The organism is Providencia sp. PROV141, assembly GCF_028481645.1.
In the GTDB taxonomy this organism is placed as follows: domain Bacteria; phylum Pseudomonadota; class Gammaproteobacteria; order Enterobacterales; family Enterobacteriaceae; genus Providencia; species Providencia rettgeri.
In genome coordinates, this window is the sequence record NZ_JAMPPR010000034.1 from 46,173 (window position 1) to 65,447 (window position 19,275).

14 protein-coding genes are annotated in these 19,275 nt (G+C 42.4%); 3 read left to right on the plus strand and 11 right to left on the minus strand.

Going from position 1 to position 19,275, the window contains the following annotated elements:
* Positions 1-69 precede the first annotated feature (69 nt).
* A complete protein-coding gene (locus PSF09_RS19195; protein WP_272684349.1) occupies positions 70-234 on the plus strand; it encodes a hypothetical protein in 165 nt (54 codons plus the stop codon).
* Here the strand turns inward: PSF09_RS19195 and PSF09_RS19200 are convergent.
* From PSF09_RS19200 to PSF09_RS19245, 10 genes are all read right to left on the minus strand, one after another.
* Positions 231-848, minus strand: coding sequence for a Fic/DOC family protein (locus PSF09_RS19200; RefSeq protein WP_272684350.1), 618 nt, complete (start codon positions 846-848; stop codon positions 231-233). The two genes, PSF09_RS19195 and PSF09_RS19200, sit on opposite strands and share 4 nt — an antisense overlap.
* A 496-nt stretch (positions 849-1,344) precedes the next feature.
* Complete coding sequence (locus PSF09_RS19205) at positions 1,345-2,643, minus strand: c-type cytochrome (RefSeq protein ID WP_272684351.1); 1,299 nt, start codon at positions 2,641-2,643, stop codon at positions 1,345-1,347.
* Complete coding sequence (locus PSF09_RS19210) at positions 2,636-4,912, minus strand: xanthine dehydrogenase family protein molybdopterin-binding subunit (RefSeq protein ID WP_272684352.1); 2,277 nt, start codon at positions 4,910-4,912, stop codon at positions 2,636-2,638. The genes PSF09_RS19205 and PSF09_RS19210 overlap by 8 nt, the downstream gene beginning before the upstream one ends.
* The gene (locus PSF09_RS19215; RefSeq protein WP_272684353.1) at positions 4,909-5,382 is read right to left on the minus strand and encodes a (2Fe-2S)-binding protein; all 474 of its coding nucleotides are present in this window, start codon (positions 5,380-5,382) and stop codon (positions 4,909-4,911) included. The genes PSF09_RS19210 and PSF09_RS19215 overlap by 4 nt, the downstream gene beginning before the upstream one ends.
* 381 nt (positions 5,383-5,763) lie before the next feature.
* Entirely contained in the window at positions 5,764-7,083 is a 1,320-nt protein-coding gene (locus PSF09_RS19220) for a cytochrome c (protein ID WP_272684354.1), read from the minus strand.
* An 11-nt stretch (positions 7,084-7,094) separates the two neighbouring features.
* Positions 7,095-7,661 (minus strand): (2Fe-2S)-binding protein, encoded by a 567-nt coding sequence (locus PSF09_RS19225; RefSeq protein WP_004260707.1) that lies wholly within the window; start codon positions 7,659-7,661, stop codon positions 7,095-7,097.
* Entirely contained in the window at positions 7,658-10,576 is a 2,919-nt protein-coding gene (locus tag PSF09_RS19230; RefSeq protein WP_272684355.1) for a xanthine dehydrogenase family protein molybdopterin-binding subunit, read from the minus strand. The genes PSF09_RS19225 and PSF09_RS19230 overlap by 4 nt, the downstream gene beginning before the upstream one ends.
* Positions 10,577-11,002: 426 nt before the next feature.
* Positions 11,003-12,238, minus strand: coding sequence for a c-type cytochrome (locus PSF09_RS19235; RefSeq protein WP_272666478.1), 1,236 nt, complete (start codon positions 12,236-12,238; stop codon positions 11,003-11,005).
* A complete protein-coding gene (locus PSF09_RS19240) occupies positions 12,235-12,786 on the minus strand; it encodes a (2Fe-2S)-binding protein (RefSeq protein ID WP_272666479.1) in 552 nt (183 codons plus the stop codon). The genes PSF09_RS19235 and PSF09_RS19240 overlap by 4 nt, the downstream gene beginning before the upstream one ends.
* A complete protein-coding gene (locus tag PSF09_RS19245; RefSeq protein ID WP_272666480.1) occupies positions 12,783-15,578 on the minus strand; it encodes a xanthine dehydrogenase family protein molybdopterin-binding subunit in 2,796 nt (931 codons plus the stop codon). The genes PSF09_RS19240 and PSF09_RS19245 overlap by 4 nt, the downstream gene beginning before the upstream one ends.
* Before the next feature lie 195 nt (positions 15,579-15,773).
* Between PSF09_RS19245 and PSF09_RS19250 the strand changes: the two genes are divergently transcribed.
* Entirely contained in the window at positions 15,774-16,337 is a 564-nt protein-coding gene (locus tag PSF09_RS19250) for a nucleotidyltransferase family protein (protein ID WP_272666481.1), read from the plus strand.
* A gap of 9 nt (positions 16,338-16,346) precedes the next feature.
* Positions 16,347-17,357: an XdhC family protein gene (locus tag PSF09_RS19255; RefSeq protein ID WP_272684356.1), complete on the plus strand. Its 1,011-nt coding sequence runs from the start codon at positions 16,347-16,349 to the stop codon at positions 17,355-17,357.
* Positions 17,358-17,426: 69 nt separating this feature from the next.
* On the opposite strand, the gene PSF09_RS19260 is transcribed toward PSF09_RS19255, so the two are convergent.
* The gene (locus PSF09_RS19260; RefSeq protein WP_272666483.1) at positions 17,427-19,088 is read right to left on the minus strand and encodes an alpha-keto acid decarboxylase family protein; all 1,662 of its coding nucleotides are present in this window, start codon (positions 19,086-19,088) and stop codon (positions 17,427-17,429) included.
* Positions 19,089-19,275: the final 187 nt, after the last annotated feature.

Here is a 19,275-nt window from a genome sequence, read left to right on the forward strand (position 1 = left end):
TGTGATCTATGTTGCCATATAAAACAATGATGATAAAATACACTATCACCTGTTTGATCTGAGACTACCATGAAAAAGAATGAATTAATTCAAGTAATAAGACCAACTCGCACTCAACTGATTCGATCGGTAGCAACCTCCACGGCGATTGAAACAGGGCAGGAGTCTCGTCGTCTTGAAGAAGAGATGAAGGCTAAGCGTGAGAAGTTTGGACACTTGAAACTGGCGATTTAGCTTTCTTTTAAGGCTTCGTTAACCCAATATTTCATGGGTTCATAGTTAAGGTTTAACCCTGCGTGGATTGCTGCAATATACTGTTCAGGGCGTTGAGTCCAACTTTCATAGTCTAACGGCTGGAAGCCAGCTTGTACCGCCATCACATCAGCGAGTAAGCGCGATAAGCGCCCATTTCCTTCCCTAAATGGATGTATCAGAATTAATTCCACATGCACTGTTGCTATAGCTTCTATGGCTTGTTCTCGGCTCATATTGGTGCAAGGCGTGTACTTTGCTAGAAACTCTTTTTCAAATTGAGCAAGTAACTTTGCAACACGACCCGCAGGGGCAAACATAAAACCACCCTTGCTAATATTCACTGTACGTAATTGGCCTGCCCACTCGTAAACATTCCCTAGCCATTGGTGGTGCCAGCGCTGAATAAGTGATACGGTGATTTGTTCTGTTGGAAATTGTTCTTCAAAAATGGTTTGATACAGTTTTTCTAACAGGACAAGCTCAGCATCATTGATATCATCAACGTTTGAAAGCCCTAGCTTGTTAACTAGCACTTCTTCATCAGAGCCATCAGCAAATTTTCCTTCGCTGTTAAACACATCGTATTTATTCATATAAGCGTGTTCTTGTGGTGTGGGTATAAATTTTGTACGTTATAATGCTAAAAACATCAAAAAAATAATAACTACCTATAAATCAACGGATTAATTAAGTATAGGTTGAATTATAGGTTTTTCTAAAAAATTAATAAATATCGTTATATTTCAATGATAACACACCCATGCATCATTGGTGTGTGAGATTCGAAGCTTTGCTTATCAGTCATAGTATTGTCTGTTCTAACGTATTGAGTTAACTAAATTCTGTGAGTGTGTTTGATGATTATTTTCAGAGACTAAAATACCACAAATCGCAACAAATGAGAGTAGGCAAACGTGTTAGCCATGCAATTCTCTATAGTATGACGTGATTATCACAGGGGCAATGCGTGTTTGGTCATTAATTGTCTGAAATATTGTTGAGTAGAGAGTGTGTTTTTTTCATCTAGAAATAAGTAACACAAATAACGGTACATAGATATGACCGTTATTTGCGCTAAAGATGAGCGGGTTATTTAGCGGCTGTTTCCGCACGTAGCTGGCTGACTTGTTGTTCCAAATCAGGCCATGGTGACTTGTCGGTAAACGTTGTTCTTAGGTAATTTAAGAGTATTGCTATTTGCTGATCACTTAAATTATGACGAAAAGCAGGCATGCTACCGAGCCCTTCTGTTGCCTCATACTCGATTCCATTTAATACAACGCGAATGGCATTATCAGGGGTATCTGCATAAAGATTTGTATTTAAGGCTAATGCAGGCCGAACACCTGATATTTGTGCACCTTTCGTTTGAGCGTGGCATGCCATACAAGCCCCTGAATACAACCTTGCCCCTTCAGAAGAGAGTGGTTCAATTTTATCTTCCGTTTGCTGTACGATTGTTACGGCTTGCGATGTGACCTGCGGATGATCAACGTCAGAAGTCAAATAGGTTGCAATAGCTTGTCTATCTTCTTCGGTTAGTTGAGAGGTTCCTTCTCTGATAACTGGTGCCATCGGGCCTGCTGCGACACCATGGTTAGCTGAGAATCCTGTACGCAAAAACTCTGCCATATCCTGATGGCTCCAAGCAACAGGTGAGGCTTGGTCACCTCGCAGCGCTGGTGCACTCCATCCTTCAGCATCTCCACCCATCAAGTGGCTATCTCCGCCTTTTTCACCAAATAAAATATCACGTGGGGAGTGGCAAGCGCTGCAATGGCCGAGCCCTTCGGTAAGGTATGCACCTCGGTTCCATTCATCAGTTTGTGAACTGTCTGGTTCTATTGGCCCGGCGGATAAATACAGCTGATTCCATGCCCAAATTCCTTGGCGAATATTAAAGGGAAAGTTTAAAGATGTCTTTGGGGGTTGATAACGAACGGGTTTTTGGCTCATTAACCATGCATAGAGGTCATATAAATCATCATTGGAAGTATGAGTAAAAGCCGTGTAAGGGAAAGCAGGGTACAAATAATTCCCTTCACGATCAACACCATAACGCATAGCCCGTTCAAATGCCTCATATGACCAGCTACCAATCCCTGTTTCTATATCAGGTGTTATATTTGTGGTGTAAATCGTGCCGAAGGGGATTTCCATCGCAAAACCCCCGGTATTTGTCTCACCGCCAGGCCGTGTATGGCAAACGGCACAATCACCTAGTGCCGCTAATTTTTCACCACGGGCAATTTGAGCGTCAGTGAAACTTTGTGTCGAACTAGTATGTAATGGCTCAATGGCAGATTGCCAACTCAGTGCAAGCCCTCCTACCGCAACAATAACGATAGCAAGCGCACTGTAGCCAAATAGTTTTTTTGCCTTACTCATGAGCCACTCCTTGGTTCTTGGCTGCCATATCTACTGCTCGTAGAATACGTTCAGGGGTAAATGGAACTTCCCGCATACGTACACCTAATGCATCAAATAGCGCATTTGCTACCGCGGCAGCGCTTGGCACCGATGCCGATTCACCCGCTCCCATAGGGGGTTCATTGGGATATTCCATTAATTGAATGTCAATTTCAGGTAACTCATCGAAACGTAGAATAGGGTATCCGCCCCATTCAAGGGAGGTTGTGCCTGATTTATCAAAGGTGGCAAACTCTTTTAATACTCGGCTACAGGATTGAATAATGTTTCCATGGACTTGGTGTTTAACACCATCAGGGTTAACCATTTGGCCACAGTCATGGGCGACATAGACTTTTTTGATAAGCACTTGCCCTGTTCGACGATTGACGGTTAAGTCACAAACCCAAGCTGCCCATGCGGCACCAAACCCCGGAAATTTACTGTGGAAATAACGCGCCCAGGCAAACCCTCGACCACTCACAATTTCTTCGGTTATAGGGGATGGTTTTTGATGCATCGGCCCATCAACCCAATTCGCCTGTTTTTTTACGGCACTAATTAAAGCGATAGCTCGAGGATCATCTAAATATTTCAAGCGGTATGCTATAGGGTCTTGCTGTGCTAAATAAGCAACTTCATCAATCCAAGATTCATGGGCAAATACATTTGGGAGCGCTGAAACTCCACGCATCCAAGATGCCCTAACAACAGGCGCGGTATCTTTAGCAATAACACGCATATGTGGGTATTGATACTGAGGGATAGCCGTGCGGTCTCCCATCTGTTGAACATCCGGTTTATTTTCTTTTTTCCCAGTTAAAATCAACGATAAGGTAGCGGCATTATTTGATGGATAACGCGTGCTGAGTTCGTAAGCGCTGACATCATTATTTTGATCAATTCCCCCTCGAATTTTAATCAATTGTCCTGTGCCTTTTGGCTCCCAGCCCGCTTCTTGTTCTCGCATTAATTGCACTCGCACGGGGCGTCCCGTCGCTTGAGACAGTAAAACGGCATCGGCAGCTACATCATCAGCACAGTTACGCCCATAGCACCCTGATGCTTCCATGCGATGAATATGTATTTGATATAGGTCTCTATCGAGTTGTAGTGCTAAATCTTTTCGCAGGTCATGAGGGTTTTGTGTGCCTGACCAGACATCGACTTTATCGTCGCGGACATCTGCGATAGCGCAAGATGGTCCAATTGATGCGTGTAAATGGTATGGCCAAACATAGTCTGCATTTACGGTTTTATGTAAATTGGCTAAGGCGCTGTCAACACCTTCATCATCTCGCAATACCCTATCTTGGCTGGGTAATCCATCAAGAGTGTCATGAAGCTTATCGAGGGTTAAATCGGGTAATCCTTGCCATTCTTTCCACTGAATTTTTAACTGACGCATAGCGTCTATCGCTTGTTCTTCACGTTCTGCAACGACACCAACAAAGTCATTGATGCGTACAATTTTTACAATGCCTTTTAGGTGAGCAATTGAACTTTCATCAATCGAAAGCAAACTATTTCCAAGTGGTGCGCTACTGTCTGCACCTGCATAAGGGGGTCGAATAACTCTTCCATGTAACATATCAGGTACTCGCATATCATGTACCCAAGTCAACTCACCTGTTACTTTTGCACGAATATCTACGCGTTGAATCGGCTTTCCGACATAAATAGCCTCAGAAACAGGTTTTAAGGTTACGTTTTCATCTAATTTAAAATGGAGATCTTGTCCTTTTACCAATTGCGCATAACTCAAACGGCGTTCAGGTTGGGTGGTGACAAAAACATATCCATGCTCTGCTCGAACGGCTTCTATTGGCACATTTAACGCTTTTGCAGCAAGAGATGTTAGTTGCATGCGAACTTGAGCAGCAGCATGGCGTAAGGGGATAGACGTGACCTGAATGGTCGCACTGGCGATAGTCGGCCCTTGATCTGGTGTGCTTTGCGGGTCTCCGAGTATCATCGTCACTGATTCAAAAGAGACACCAATTTCATCAGCGACAATTTGTGCAAGTGAGGTACGAATTCCTGTACCTAAATCCACGTGACCATTAAATGCAGTTACCGAACCATCAGCGGCAAGAGCAATAAAACTATCGACATAATTCAGAGGAATAGCCGCATTTTTGTTTGGTATTTTTTCTGCTGCAAATGAAATAGAAGGCAACATGTTACTGACAACGATGAGCCCACCAGCTTGCAGTAAACGGCGTCGAGTGATATCTAAAATACTCATGCTTTACCACCTTGTGCGATGATCATTTTAGCTTTTTTAGCGGCTTTTAATATTTCTACATGAGTTCCACAACGGCATAAATTAAAAGCGAGTTCTTTTTTTATCTCTTCTTCACTTGCATTAGGGTTACGTTTAAACAGAGCAACCAATGTCATTATCATGCCATTCGTACAATAACCACATTGTGCTGCTTGCTCATCAATAAATCCTTGTTGCACAGGATGGAGTGTCTCGGTATCACTAATGCCTTCTAGCGTGGTAATTTTTCTATTTTCTACTGTTGATACCGGTGTTGAGCACGAGCGAACGACTTTACCATCAATAAGTACACTACAAGCGCCACACTCGCCTAAACCGCAGCCATATTTGGGGCCATTGAGCTTTAAATCATTACGTAATACGTAAAGAAGTGGTGTTGATGGAGAAATATTGCTTAATTCAATCCATCTTCCATTGATATTTAGTTGCATATATTTTCCTTTCACATTGCCAATCACAATAAATGATAATTTGATGTTATTATTTGTATGTTAACTATAACATAGGTTATTAATTTAAATTGTGACTGTATGTGCTAAGGGAAATTTTTGTTAGGTATTTAGTAAGTACTTATTAATGAAGGTTAATATTGAAAAATACTCATGATTTGCGTGAGTGTTTGAGTCAGGTGATGTGAGAGGAAAACCAGTTTATAAATTGGTTTTCTTTTAATAGAAATAAGCGGGTATTTTGAATTTGAAATTCTTATTTAATGCGAGGTGCGTTGATATATTTCACTTGAATGTATTAATGAAAATAATCATGTCGCTTCCCTTCAATAAATAAGTTATTTGAAGGGAAGCGACGAATGATTACTGCGCCGCTTTTTTCAGTTTCTCAACTTGTTCGGCGGTGACAGGTTTACCTTGTCCCCCCCATTCGGCGCGCGCCCACGATATTAAATCTGCCATTTCTTGTGGCGTTAAATCATCGGCAAAACTTGGCATCGCATACATACGTTGCCCATTCGGGAAAGTGGTGGTTGGAATACCGGTTAACACTACACTGATAAAGGTTTCAGGGCTGTCCATCGCTAAGATGGCGTTACCCTTTAACGCTGGAATGCCATTTGGCACGCCTTCTCCGGTGATACCGTGGCAGCCTGCACAGGTAGACATATACATTAAGCGGCCAGTTTCCATGATTTGACTGACATCACCCACTTCTGGTGCGTTTGCCTCTGGCAATGGAGCAGGCGGAGCTTTAGCGCCGAGTATTTTTCCTTGTTTATCCGTCATTAAATAAATCGCCATGTCATCAACATCGCTTTTTTTCATCTGACTAGTCGAAAAATGAGTTACTGTGCTCATATCTGCAAATGCAGAGCCTTGCGGGGCATTACCTGTAAGTAAAAATTGGCTCAAAGAGGCGGTATCGTACCCATGTTTGGAAAGCGCTTCGGCCGTGATATCAGGGATCGCTAAGCCGGCTTCTTCACCCCCTTGAAGTGACCGTGAAAACTCGACGCCCATCATTAAGTTACGTGGTGAGTGACAAGCACCGCAGTGCGCTAGACCTTCGACAATATATGCACCTCGGTTCCACTCGGCAGAACGTTGTGGGTCATGGGGCGCATTTTGTTTAGGGAAATTGAGCAAAGTCCAGAAGTTCATAAATGGGCGAACGGGTAGGACAAATACACCAGTATTTTCTTTGTTTGGCACATTAATTGGCGGAAGTGACATCACATAAGCATACAGGGCATCAATATCATCCGATGTCGTCATATGGGTAAATACAAACGGCATGGCAGGGTAGAGATTACCTCTTTCTTTGCCAATACCGTCTTTCAAAGCACGATGGAAATCAGCACGGGTATAGTTACCGATACCAAATTGCTTATCAGGCGTTATATTTGTGGAGTAAATGGTGCCGAAAGGGGTTCCGATAGCACGCCCACCCGCAGCCAATGGCCCTTCAGGTAATGAGTGGCAACCAAAGCAATCCCCAGCGGTTGCTAGTTCTTGTCCCCTTGGTAGTAATTTGGCGACTTCTTCTGAAGTCAGCGGTTTATCTAAATTAGGGCCGATACTGGAAGTACGAAAAGCACCAAATAGGATCGCAAGCATTAATACGATAAATAATAAGATAATAATATAAATGCTTTTACGTAGAGAGCTGGATTTAGCCATGATATTTCTCCCTAGTCGATCACGCAGCCAGGAGTGTCGAGAGCGACTTTCCTCACAGCTTCATAATAGCGTACATAACCTGTACAACGGCAAATATGCTCATTGAGAGCTTCTTCAATCGCATGTTCGAGTTGGTCTCGCTTCACTGGATTTTTCTTCAGTTTATCAAGAAATACTGTCGCACCCGTGACGAAACCGGGGGCACAATAGCCGCACTGGAATGAAAAGTTTTCAATGAAAGCTTGTTGAATTGGCGTTAATTCAACGACTTTGCCTTGTTCATCCAGTTTGGCTTGCCCTTCGATGGTAACAATATTTTTATTGTTGAAATAATGAGCGCCAAAGATACAAGTGCGGCTTTCAACCGTTGTACCATCAGGCTGAATTTCCATAATGGTACAAGCATGGCAAATGCCTTGGCCGCAACCAAAGTGAGTGCCGGTGAGGTCAAGGTATTCATGTAGAAACTCAATCATTGGCATCCCAACAGGGACATCAATAGGACCAATTTTTTGGCCGTTAATAGTCAGTGTTAGTGGCTTGCGCTCAATAATCGGAACGGCATTGTTGATTTTCATGAGAGTGCCTTTTTAATTTTATCTACCGTAATAGGGAATTCATAGAAACGCTTGCCTGTCGCATGGGTTAATGCGTTACTCGTCGCAGGTAAGATTGGGATCATCCCCAGTTCAGCCATGCCTTTTGGTGGTGAAGTTTCTGATAGTGGAGGTAAGTAATCAATGGTTTGCTGCCAAACCGCAACATCTTTTGCACGTGGCAGAACATAGCGATTAAAGTTCCATGTTCCGTTACCTGGCCCATCTTCATACAGTGGCAATTCTTCCATCAATGCGTGGCCAATACCCATGGCGGTACCCCCTTGAATTTGGCCTGAAACCAATTCAGGGACAATCATCGTACCGGGGTCCATAATCATATGATGGCGCATGACATCGACCTCCCCCGTCATGGTGTTGACGTTGAGTTCAACGAGGCAAGAAGCGGGTGTGACCGTTGTTGGATCTGCTTTTGCGCGTTGTGTTGGTGGATAATAGGCAATTTTACGTTTAATAAAATGGTAACCGCCAGTGGTCATTTGTTTTTTCAGTTCTTGTGGCGCACCCTCGCCATAACGAACGGATATTGCATCGAGAGGGAGATTCTTCAAACCCACTGTCGGGATATCGAACTCTGCGCGAGCCCACTGCCAGCTTGAATAGCCGTGAACAGCAACCCCGGTGATGAGCCCCATCTCATGGGCTCTTTTGGCTAAAATGTCAAAAGGAATGGGCTTCATTCCGCCGCCACCAATACCATCTGGCCCGACACGAATGTCTGCGAATTCAACATTTAAGCCGTTGAAAGCACCGCCACCAGGGCCTTCGCTCCAAATGCTTTTGGCCGCAGGCCATAGGGTATTTTCCAATAAGAAATGGCCAGCTTGGCGTGTACCAAACCCAATATAATAAACACCACTCGATGAACTCATGTCAGGGATCAGCGCAGGTGTCCAATAGGGATCAGTTTTGGACAGCTCGTCTTGTTTTTTCTGATCTGCCCAACTGGTTTTGAGTGGCAGTTCTGCAAATTCAGTTACCCCAAACTCAACCACATCAGGGGCTTTGCTGAGCGCTTGCCACACCATCACTTGCTGTGCGGTTGTACCACCAGTACCAATTTCTTGCATACAATGGCGCATGGTTAGCTTGCCATTGATATCAAACTCAAGAGAAAGAATCGTTGGGACACCACTAGACCCATAAACTTGCTGTACTTGCGCAAAGCCAACACCATATAGCTTACCGGGGTTTTTCGCTTCATAATCGACTTTGTTTTTCTCACGATCGACCCAAATCGGGTGTTTTTCCGCAAGATTTAGCATTTCGACATTGCGTGGGTCACCGGCTATTACACCACCTTGTGTATTTGGGTAGCCTTCTAAAATGGCATTACGGCGGCGCAGTTCAATCGGGTCTATATTGAGGTTGTGAGCGATTTCATCGACCATCAATTCAGTGACTGCCATTGATTGCAAGGAACCAAAGCCACGCATTGAGCCCGCTTCGACAGCCGGAGTGGCCATGGCAAGAGCGGTAAGGTCAGATTTAGGGAAATAATAAATAGATTGGGCACCACGTACCGCAACGTGCGATACGGCCACGGAGAGGTTCTCACGACCTCCACCATTACAGTTATAAGTGCCTTTTAATACATCAAATTTACCCGTTTTTTTATCACCAATAATGGTGACATCCATCTCAATGGAGTGACGTTTCATCCCCATTTGGAATTGTTCATAGCGGTCATTTGCTATGCGAACAGGCAAGCCATCAGCATAGAAACTGGCGACCATGGAATAGAAAGGAAAAACCGAATAGTCTTTTGAGCCATAACCGACGGTCGAACCAGTTAATAGCACAATGTTCTCGACGGAAAAATGTTTGTTATGTTTAGATAGCTCAGCCGCGGCATTGACCACACCAGCAGGAGATTGCGTTGCTGTTAAGATATGCAGCGTTTTGGTTTGTGCGTCATACCAAGTATTACAGTTATCTGGCTCCATCGCACAAGGGTCAATGGATTGTGAAAAACCATGGCGCTCAATCACAAACTTATCGGGATTCTGGCGAGCAGCTGCGATTTCTTGCTCAATTTGCCGTGCGTAATTCATCGCTTTTTCTTGTTTATCAGGGCTTTTTTCTGCCTGATGAAGGGCTTGAATAAAACCACCACCACGATCTTTACGGATCACTGGTGGAATAGAAATGGCGTGTTTGGGGTCATAAGGTGGCCAAATAGGCGTATTGCCATCGAACCCGCCTTTAATACCTGAATCTTGATAAGGGGAAAATATAGAAGGCGAAAGCGGGGTGTCGCCACCAATACGCACATATCGCGCGGCACCGTAGTTAGCGGGCGGTTTTGGCCCTGTCACCGTTCCGTATTTTACGGTATTTGTCGCAAAGCGTAACATCCGCTGCGCCGCACTGTATTTATCGAAATCATGATAAATCAAGATAGCAACCGGGTGGCCAATAATCGGCGGGGTATCCCCTAGAGGCACTAAAATATTGGTGCCATAGAAACCTTTCCCCATGCTGGTGTCTTGAGGAATATTCAAGCCATCACGGATAAGGTCTTCTTGTAAAACAACTTTATCAGGCTGTAAATTTGGACCTAACATTGAAATATCAATGCCTTCAAAGGTTTTATCTGCCTCTGTTGCTTTTAACATAAAGGCATAGCTTTGTTTTTTAGGCCAGCCAGGGATGTCTTTAGCGCGGTAATCACGAGCAAAATTTTTACGGCCAGTGACCTTTTCAACGCCATCCCAGCGAAAACGTGCTTTACCATTTTGACCAATCCAATCAGTTGATGGAGAGTCAGAATCGAGCTCCATTGCTATCGCAAAAGGGAGTTTGCCGACCATCACTGCAATGCCCGCAATAGTGCCTAATTTGATAAAATTGCGTCTAGAAATATGTCCCGACATGTTGTGCTCCCTGATTATATTTTTAGGGTTTTTATTATGAACAATGGAGATAAATAATACTTTTTAGCCATGCACTATAAGATTGTTTTATTTCGATTAAATTGGCTCACAATTCGATGACTAATATCAGATAGCTCAGTAAGTTACATAAATAGTATGGGTATCTGTAATGATATATCAAGAACGAGTAAAGGGATTTAGACAAGAAAGTGAATAATACTGTTGGAGTCATCTTAATATGACAGTATTGAATAAAATAACTGAGGTTTATTCGAATATAATTTATTTAAATGATAGTAGTTCTTATTAATGAATAATTAAATCAATATGTATTTTATTATATAAAGCATATTATTATATAGATATTAACTAGAGAACTATCTGGCTCGTTAAATATTAACAAGCCAGATAGCTCATTTTTCGTCATTATTGACGCAAAGATTTAATCTGCTCCGGGGTGACATCTGCAGGCTGTCCTCCCCATTGAACGCGAAGGAAGTTCACTAAGTCGCTAATTTGTTGGTCATTTAGCTTATTGGCAAACCCTGGCATACTTTGCATGTTTTGGTTATTAGGGAATGGTTGTTCAGGCAAACCATCTAAAATCGCATTAATTAGGTTAGTGCTATCCGCATCACGCAATGTCGAATTTCCTTTCATTGCCACCGCCACATTCGGTTTACCGCTGCCATCATAGGAGTGGCAACCTGAGCAGGTTTCTAAATAAATTTGGCGTCCTTGAGCGTTACCTTCCCCCATTCTTAATGGCGAAGTTGCTGGTGGATTATCGCCCATTAAATAGGTGGCTATAGCGCTATTATCCTCTGGGGTTAAATGTTGTGAACTCAGATAAATTACAGGGTGCATATCACTGTAGGCGGAACCTTGCGGAGCGAGCCCAGTCATGAAAAACTGCTGTAAATCTTCTTTTGTCCATCCTCGCTCTGCAAGCGCTTTTGGGGTAATATCCGGCGCCACAAAACGACCTAAAGCACCGCCTTGCATAAAGTTATCTAAATCCATTTCACCCAGTTTTCCCCTTGGCGTATGGCATTCAGCACAATGCTCTAATACGTTAACTAAATACCGACCACGTAACCATTCAGGAGAGCTACCTTGTGAGCTATCTGGGAGTGGTTTGTCATTAAAAAACAATAAATTCCAGCCAATCATGGCCATACGTTGGTTTAGTGGGAATGGCAATGAATTTTCAGGTGGCGCGACATCAACCGCTGGTTGGCTCATCAAATAACTGTAAATAGCGTCAGAATCTTCACGAGTGATCCCTTTGTAAGACGTATAAGGCATTGCTGGATAAAGATTTTTACTCGGCGGTGAAATACCTTGGGTCAGTGCTTTATAAAACTCATCTTTTGTCCAGCGACCGATACCAAAGTCGGCTGAAGGGGTTAAGTTACTGCTGTAGATAGTACCAAATGGGGTATCGAGTGGAAAACCACCGGCTAATGGCGCGCCATCAGCACTGGTGTGGCACGCAGCGCAGTCACCGGCAAGGGTGAGATAACGACCTCGCTCAATTTCCTGAGGTGTCGCTGTCACTTTTTGTACCGGACCATCTAAGGTACGGCTTTCATACCAATACAGCACCGCCCAAACGATGATAGCGATGGCTATCAACCATAAAATAATTCGTTTGATCATTTTATTGCCTCCTTGATAAGACCAGGAGTCGCTAGAACAACGTCACGTACCGCTTCATAATAGCGTACATAGCCTGTGCAGCGGCAAATATGGTTATTTAGGGCTTGCTTGATAGCATCTTCTAAGTCCGCTTCTGCAATGGGGTTTCGCTGAAGTTCTTCAATAAACACGGTAGCCGCATTCACAAACCCTGGGGTACAGTAGCCACACTGAAAACTAAAATGTTCAACAAAAGCTTGTTGAACTGGGGATAATTTTACTTCCCCGTTTTCTTCTTTGGCGGCAGCCCCTTCGATAGTTCGAATACTTTTATTATTGAAAAAATGCGCGCCAGTAATACAAGTGCGGATCTCTTCGCTGGTGCCGGAAGGGTTATCTAAGATAACGACGCAAGCATGGCAGATCCCTTGGCCACAGCCTAGACGAGAGCCCGTTAGGTCAACATATTCATGAAGGAAGTCGATCATCATGAGGCCTTCAGGCACGTCCATTGGTCCATACTGTTGGCCATTAATGGTTAAAGTGAGGGGAAGGAAATTTAGGCTCATGATATTACCTCTAAAATGTCTTTTGCGCGTACAGGCAAATGCAAGAAATGATGACCAGTTGCATCTGCAATGGCATTGACGATGGATGAAACCACCGGGATCATAACAACCTCAGCAACGCCTTTTGGCGGGTCTGTATCCGAAAGCCCTGGCAGGACTTCATTGGTTTGCTGCCAAACTGCAACGTCGCTGGCTAGAGGGAGATGATAACGGTTGAAGTTCCACGTCCCATTACCGGGACCATCTTCGTAGAGAGGTAAATATTCATGGAGGGCATGGCCGATACCCATTGCTAATCCACCTTGAATTTGCCCTGAAACCAGTTGTGGCACGATAAGATTACCGCACTCCACCACGCTATGGTGATTCAGCAATTCAACTTGTCCAGTTGCCTTATCAATGGATAGCTCACTCACGGTAGCGACTGCACTGTAGTAAGTGACTCCAGCATTATTTCTTTGTGTATCAGGGTAATAGGCTTTTTCGCGGCGGCAAACTTGGTATTCTTTATCGGCAAATCGTAGTGATAGCCCATCAATCGGTAAACGGCGAGTTTCACCCTGAATTGGGAAATCGGCTTCAGCCCATTGCCAGCGGTTAAATACGTGGCACACTGCGCCAGTTACCCCACCCATTGCAAAAGTGCGTTCAATTAAGCGCGATAAACTAAGCACCTCGAGCCCATCAGCCGTTAAGCCTTCAGCAACCCAACGTGCATCTTCACGGCGAACAACTAGAGGGGCAGCTTGTCCGCCACCAATGCCTTCTTGCCAAATTGACATGGCAGCGGGCCATAACCCATGTTCAAATATAAGGCGTGCGGCTGCGTCTGTACTATGGGTGAAATAATAGGCTGAATTACTGGCGCTTGCCGGTGAGCAGTAATTCGGCGTCCATAATGGGTTTTGCGCGAGGTGGTTTTGCTCATCTTGTGACATGGCAAACGGGTTACCTGTCGACACCATAGGTAAAATTGACCAATCTACAACCGAAAAATGAGCTTGTTCTGCAGGCTTTCCTAACCATTTAGCGCAAACCACCGATTGGGACGTGGACATGCCTGTGCCAATTTCTGCACCGCTATGGTAAATAGCAATTTTACCCTCGGGGGTGAGTTCTACACGAGCAAAGGAGGATTCTGCACCTGTCCCGAAGTCTTTTTGCACACAGGAAATCCCAGTACCGAATAGTTTGCCGCTATTTTTTGCTTCAAAGTCAGCTTTACGCTTGGTTCTGTCAGTCCACATTGGATGAGCAGCACAGTGGGTTAACACTTCATCGGCACGAATTGCACCGCCAGGGATTGCCCCTTGGGTATTTTTCATCCCGGACTTGATGATATTTTTAAGACGGAACTCAATGGGGTCGGCTTTGAGTAGTTTTGCGGCTTCTTCCATTAACATATCGGTTGCTGCCATGGCTTGTAAGGTGCCATAACCGCGGGCTGAACCTGCATCCACGGCTCGTGATGCAATACCGACCGCAGATAAATCACTACGCGGAATGTAATAGATAGCTTGTGCGCCTGTTGCGCCAACCATGACAACGGAAGGCGTAAAATTACAGCGGCCACCGCCATCACCAATAAAAGACGCTGAAAGCGCTTCAATTTTATGTGTTTTCTTATTCACCGCTAAGGTGTAATCCATATCAAAAGCATGGCGTTTGATGGTGGATTGAAATTGTTCATAGCGGTCATTAGCCAGACGAATAGGGACTCCATCACCATATAACGTTGCCATTGCACCATAATACGGGAATGGGGTATGGTCTTTAGAACCATAACCAACTGTAAAACAAGGGTGTAGGAAAATTTGTTTAATTGGGAAATGTGATTTTGCCAGCATCTCGGGTAATGATTCCGCCACTTCTTGAGGGGACTGCGTAGGAATAACCAGATGGAATGACTGTGTTTTGGCGTCGTACCAACCGTTAGCGTTATCAGGCTCTAAGGCAGCAGTATCAATCGATTGAGAAAAGTATTTTCGTTTGATCACAAGCCAGTCTTCTGGCGGGTTCTCCAGTTGTTTGGCGAGTTCATCAGCATATAGCATGCCTTGTTGATCTAATTTCCCACCTTCACGGCCTTCTGGCCAAACGGGCAAGTGTTTTTTCATGCCAATAGGGGAGATTGGCATATCTTTTAGGCTTGAGTAAATATCTGGTTCATAAGGGTTTTCATTGCCAATTCGCACGCCACGGTAGCTTCCCCATGGGTCCCGTTCCAGTGGGCCAGTAAATGCACCGTATTGGATAACATCATCACGGAATTTTAGGGTTTCTTTAGCAAAACGGAATTTAGCAAAATCATGGTAAATCAATAATGCAACGGCTTGGCCAAGGTAAGCGGGGGTTTTCCCTTCTGGAAGCAATAAATCATCGCCATAGAATTCAGGGAAAGCGACACCATCTTTTTCTAAATCGCTTGCGGTTACGATGCGATCAGGCATGAGGCCATCTTTCAGCAGATCAAGATTAAAGCCTTGGTAAATTTTATCGGCTTGCGTCACGCGAAGTAAGAATGCATGACCTTGCTGTTTTGGCCAGTGAGGGATATCGCGTGCGCGAATGTCTCTGGCAAAGACTTTCTCCCCTTGGACTTTGGCAAACCCATCAATACGAAATTTAATTTGTTTATCGACTGGATTCCAGTCAGGAGATTGAAGAATTTTCTCTTCGAATAGCACATCAAAAGCACGGCTATACAAAGGGGCTAAATAAACAGATATTCCCGCTATAACGGCACATTTTAGAAAGTGTCTGCGGGAGAGTTCGACATCGCTTTTGCTCATAATACACCCTTACACTTATTTTTATTACATCGGTATTTTTATTTTTATAGTCATATCGAAAAAATTATTTGTATCACGTTAATATTATACTTCTCTTAATAATTTTCAAATTAATGATATGTAGTTCTTGTGATCTTACTGAATATACTTTATTTATGAGATACGCAATCAGTATATCGATTTAGAATAAAAACCATGAATATTTGTATTTTGATATTAGCAGCAGGAAAAAGTGAGCGTTTTCAAAACGCTGGAGGTAAAGGCAGTAAATTAAATTTTGGGTTAGGGAAAAATACAGTATTTGAAAAAACACTAATAAATTCAATTGATAGTGGGGTTTCTGTTCATGTGGTAACCCGGCCTGAGAATGAAGGCGTCATTAATAATTGTTTACAATTTAATATTCCATACACATTGATAAATAGTAATGGGTTAGGTGATTCAATCGCATTTGGTGTTAAAAACACTTCAAATTTAGATGGGTGGATAATTCATTTAGCAGATATGCCATACATCAATAGTGAATTATTTATACGTATAGCAAATGAATTAAAACAACATACATTAGTACGGCCAGTATATAATGGTTTACCTGGGCATCCAGTGGGAATATCTGCAAAATATTATTCAGATTTAATTAAATTGTCCGGAGATGAAGGGGCAAAATCGATATTACAGGATAACTTTGTCTATAAACTAGACATAAATAATGAAAATGTTGTGAAAGATATTGATTATCCAAGTATTGATAACGAATAAGGGACGAATATGTTACGTGAAGATGTTTTTGTTATCTCCCAAGCTGTTGATTGGATAAAAGAGCAGCCAGTTTGGCTATGTACCGTGTTAAATACTTATGGTTCTTCACCGAGAAGCCCGGGTTCTTTGCTGGTTGCAAAACAGGACGGACAATATATAGGTTCGCTTTCTGGTGGATGTATTGAAGAGGATTTTATTCAGCGCATAAAAAATAATGATTATGTGAGTAGCAGCCAAGTTGTTCGCTATGGAAGAGGTGGGATTGAGACTAAAGTTAACTTACCCTGTGATGGTAGCTTAGATATTTTGATTGAATATTTACCAAATAATGAAAAATCGCTTAATTACCTTGTTGAGATCCAAAATGCGTTATTAGGTTATTCTGCCATTATCAAAAAAGTTCTATTGCCGCAGAGTGGTGAAATTCATATAGCTAATAAATCAGAAAAACCAACACAGATAGAACGCAATGACGATAAAATTCAGTTATACATTGCGGCTCCTCCTCGCTTAATCATTGCAGGTATTTCCACTGTGGGGGCTTATTGCGCTAATTTTGCATTAACATTGGGCTTTGAGGTTATTATTTGCGATCATCGAGAAGAAGAAATAGCGCGGTTTGCACCACAAATTCCACCTCAAGTTGAGGTTATTTCTTTATTTCCTGCCCGCTATTTAGAAGAGCAGGGTTGTTCTCCAAATACTGCCATTGTTTCCTTAACTCATGATCCCCGTATTGATGATTTAACACTGATGGAGTCGGTTAATACAGATGCTTTTTACATTGGTGCAATGGGGTCAGTCAGAACTAGTGCTCGCCGTCGTGAACGGCTTATAGCATCTGGTGGGATGACAGAAGAGGAAATAGAACGCATTCATGCCCCTATTGGCATTCCAATCGGTAGTAAAACACCACCAGAAATTGCTTTAGCGATAATGGCCGACATTGTTGCTTATAAAAATGGCGTGATCTCATCAGAGATTATATGTAAAACGAAAAAGTTGGTGGGTATAAGCTAAATACAATGTAATTTTATTTCTAATCGCTCACGCCATTTTAGATGGCGGAGCTAGCTACAAACAATTCAGTTAGTATATAGATGTAATAGCTTCTCCCATTTTTACCAAATATTTTGGTGCATCATACCTGTTTGTCATTATTTCAATGTAAGCTGCGGTATCCAGAGTTTCAATATGTTGTAAGGCATCATTGAGTTCATCGCAGGTTGTTACCTTTTGGCAATACCAATCATCGCACCCGAATGCTGAAGGTATTTGTGCATAATTCCATTGAGTAACATCATTGTAATAATATTCAGGCTCCTTACAAAATAGTCGTTCGATAAGGTAGCCATCGTTATTTAGAACAAAAATAATAGGTTTAAGCCCGAAGCGTGCAAATTGACTAATTTCTTGTATTGTTAATTGGTGAGCACCCTCACCAGTTATTAAAATAATACGACGAGAGGGAGATGCTAAAGCTGCCCCTAATGCAGCTGGAGTGGCCCAACCAATTGATCCCCATAAAGATTGAGAATGAAATGATGCCCCATTAGGTAAAAGTGCAAATGATAGCCCCATGGTAAATGCTCCAGTATCACCAAATATAATATCGTTAGGCTTGAGCATTTTTTCTAAACGGGGGTATAAGAATGTTTCCGTTATTTCTTGTGTTTTTGAACTTATTGGTGTGCCAAGTGATTGCGCTTTAGGGTAATTATTATGATAAAAGTAACAATCAGATGTTGATATCAATTTATCTTTTAACGATGAGATGACATCCTTCATATAAATATCATCGTAACGCTGACCATTAATAATTACGTAATTGTCCATAATATGTATTATGTTTTTTTCTTCAATATTAGAGGTGTAACAAGCAGTATTAAAATCTGACATTATAGTGCCGATATTTAAAACACAATCGCAGCTTTCTACAAATGAAGTCACTTGTGGATTGATAAAATCTCCCGTATACATTCCAATATATTGTGTATTAGTTTCATCTAAAACACTCTTATCCATATAAAAGGTTGTATAGGGGATATTAGTTTTTTCGATAATAGTTTGTAAGCTTTTTTGTAATCCTAAACGTAGAGATATTGACCCTGCTAGTAAACAGGATTGCTGGCTATTTATTAATTTATTTGAGATGAGATGGATAATGTTTTTTAGTGTTTCTGGATTGGTTTTTGGTATTAATGAAACCGTATTATGAGGTGACTTAACCACAGTTTTTACAGCATAATCAGCAGGTAGCCCAAAATAAACTGGGCGGCGCTCGTGCAAGGCACAAGCGATTAATCGTTCTGTTTCTTCAATACAATTTTCCGGGGTTATAATGGCGTGGGCGCAGACAATATGCTGGCTCATTTTATAGAAAACATCATAATCACCATCACCTAAAGTATGATGGGTAATTAGATGTTTTTTCTTTGATTGGCTTGGTGGCATTCCGACAAGGTGAAATATCGGTAACCTTTCTGCATAGGAGCCCGCTATTGCATTGAGCGCGCTTAATTCGCCAACGCCAAATGTGGTTGATAATGCAGCGACGCCTTTTATTCGAGCATAGCCATCAGCAGCATAGGCTGCATTTAGTTCGTTACAGTTACCAATCCAACGCTGTTGAGAACTAATACAAACAGCGTCATTAATAGGAAATGAATAATCACCAGGAACACCAAAAATATCTTCAATGCCTAAGTCATATAACTTCGATAAAATATATTCAATCACGGTTTCTTTCATTTAGTCTCTCCAGTTAATAATTATTTTTTCTTCACTTATAATTTTTTATTAGCTATTTATTTTTATTGGAATTGATTTGATAATAGTTAAGGAGGGTGAAAATGAAAGTCTTTATTTTATAATAATCCTAATGAAATTTATTAAACTCATTATTTAATCGGATATTATAAAATAAAATAGAAGACTA

Bases quoted from the DNA above. Each gene is read 5' to 3' on its own strand.
- PSF09_RS19225 (WP_004260707.1), bottom strand. From the start codon at position 7,661: ATGAAAATCAACAATGCCGTTCCGATTATTGAGCGCAAGCCACTAACA.
- PSF09_RS19195 (WP_272684349.1), top strand. From the start codon at position 70: ATGAAAAAGAATGAATTAATTCAAGTAATAAGACCAACTCGCACTCAA.
- PSF09_RS19240 (WP_272666479.1), bottom strand. From the start codon at position 12,786: ATGAGCCTAAATTTCCTTCCCCTCACTTTAACCATTAATGGCCAACAG.
- PSF09_RS19260 (WP_272666483.1), bottom strand. From the start codon at position 19,088: ATGAAAGAAACCGTGATTGAATATATTTTATCGAAGTTATATGACTTA.
- PSF09_RS19230 (WP_272684355.1), bottom strand. From the start codon at position 10,576: ATGTCGGGACATATTTCTAGACGCAATTTTATCAAATTAGGCACTATT.
- PSF09_RS19255 (WP_272684356.1), top strand. From the start codon at position 16,347: ATGTTACGTGAAGATGTTTTTGTTATCTCCCAAGCTGTTGATTGGATA.
- PSF09_RS19220 (WP_272684354.1), bottom strand. From the start codon at position 7,083: ATGGCTAAATCCAGCTCTCTACGTAAAAGCATTTATATTATTATCTTA.
- PSF09_RS19250 (WP_272666481.1), top strand. From the start codon at position 15,774: ATGAATATTTGTATTTTGATATTAGCAGCAGGAAAAAGTGAGCGTTTT.
- PSF09_RS19245 (WP_272666480.1), bottom strand. From the start codon at position 15,578: ATGAGCAAAAGCGATGTCGAACTCTCCCGCAGACACTTTCTAAAATGT.
- PSF09_RS19205 (WP_272684351.1), bottom strand. From the start codon at position 2,643: ATGAGTAAGGCAAAAAAACTATTTGGCTACAGTGCGCTTGCTATCGTT.
- PSF09_RS19200 (WP_272684350.1), bottom strand. From the start codon at position 848: ATGAATAAATACGATGTGTTTAACAGCGAAGGAAAATTTGCTGATGGC.
- PSF09_RS19235 (WP_272666478.1), bottom strand. From the start codon at position 12,238: ATGATCAAACGAATTATTTTATGGTTGATAGCCATCGCTATCATCGTT.
- PSF09_RS19210 (WP_272684352.1), bottom strand. From the start codon at position 4,912: ATGAGTATTTTAGATATCACTCGACGCCGTTTACTGCAAGCTGGTGGG.
- PSF09_RS19215 (WP_272684353.1), bottom strand. From the start codon at position 5,382: ATGCAACTAAATATCAATGGAAGATGGATTGAATTAAGCAATATTTCT.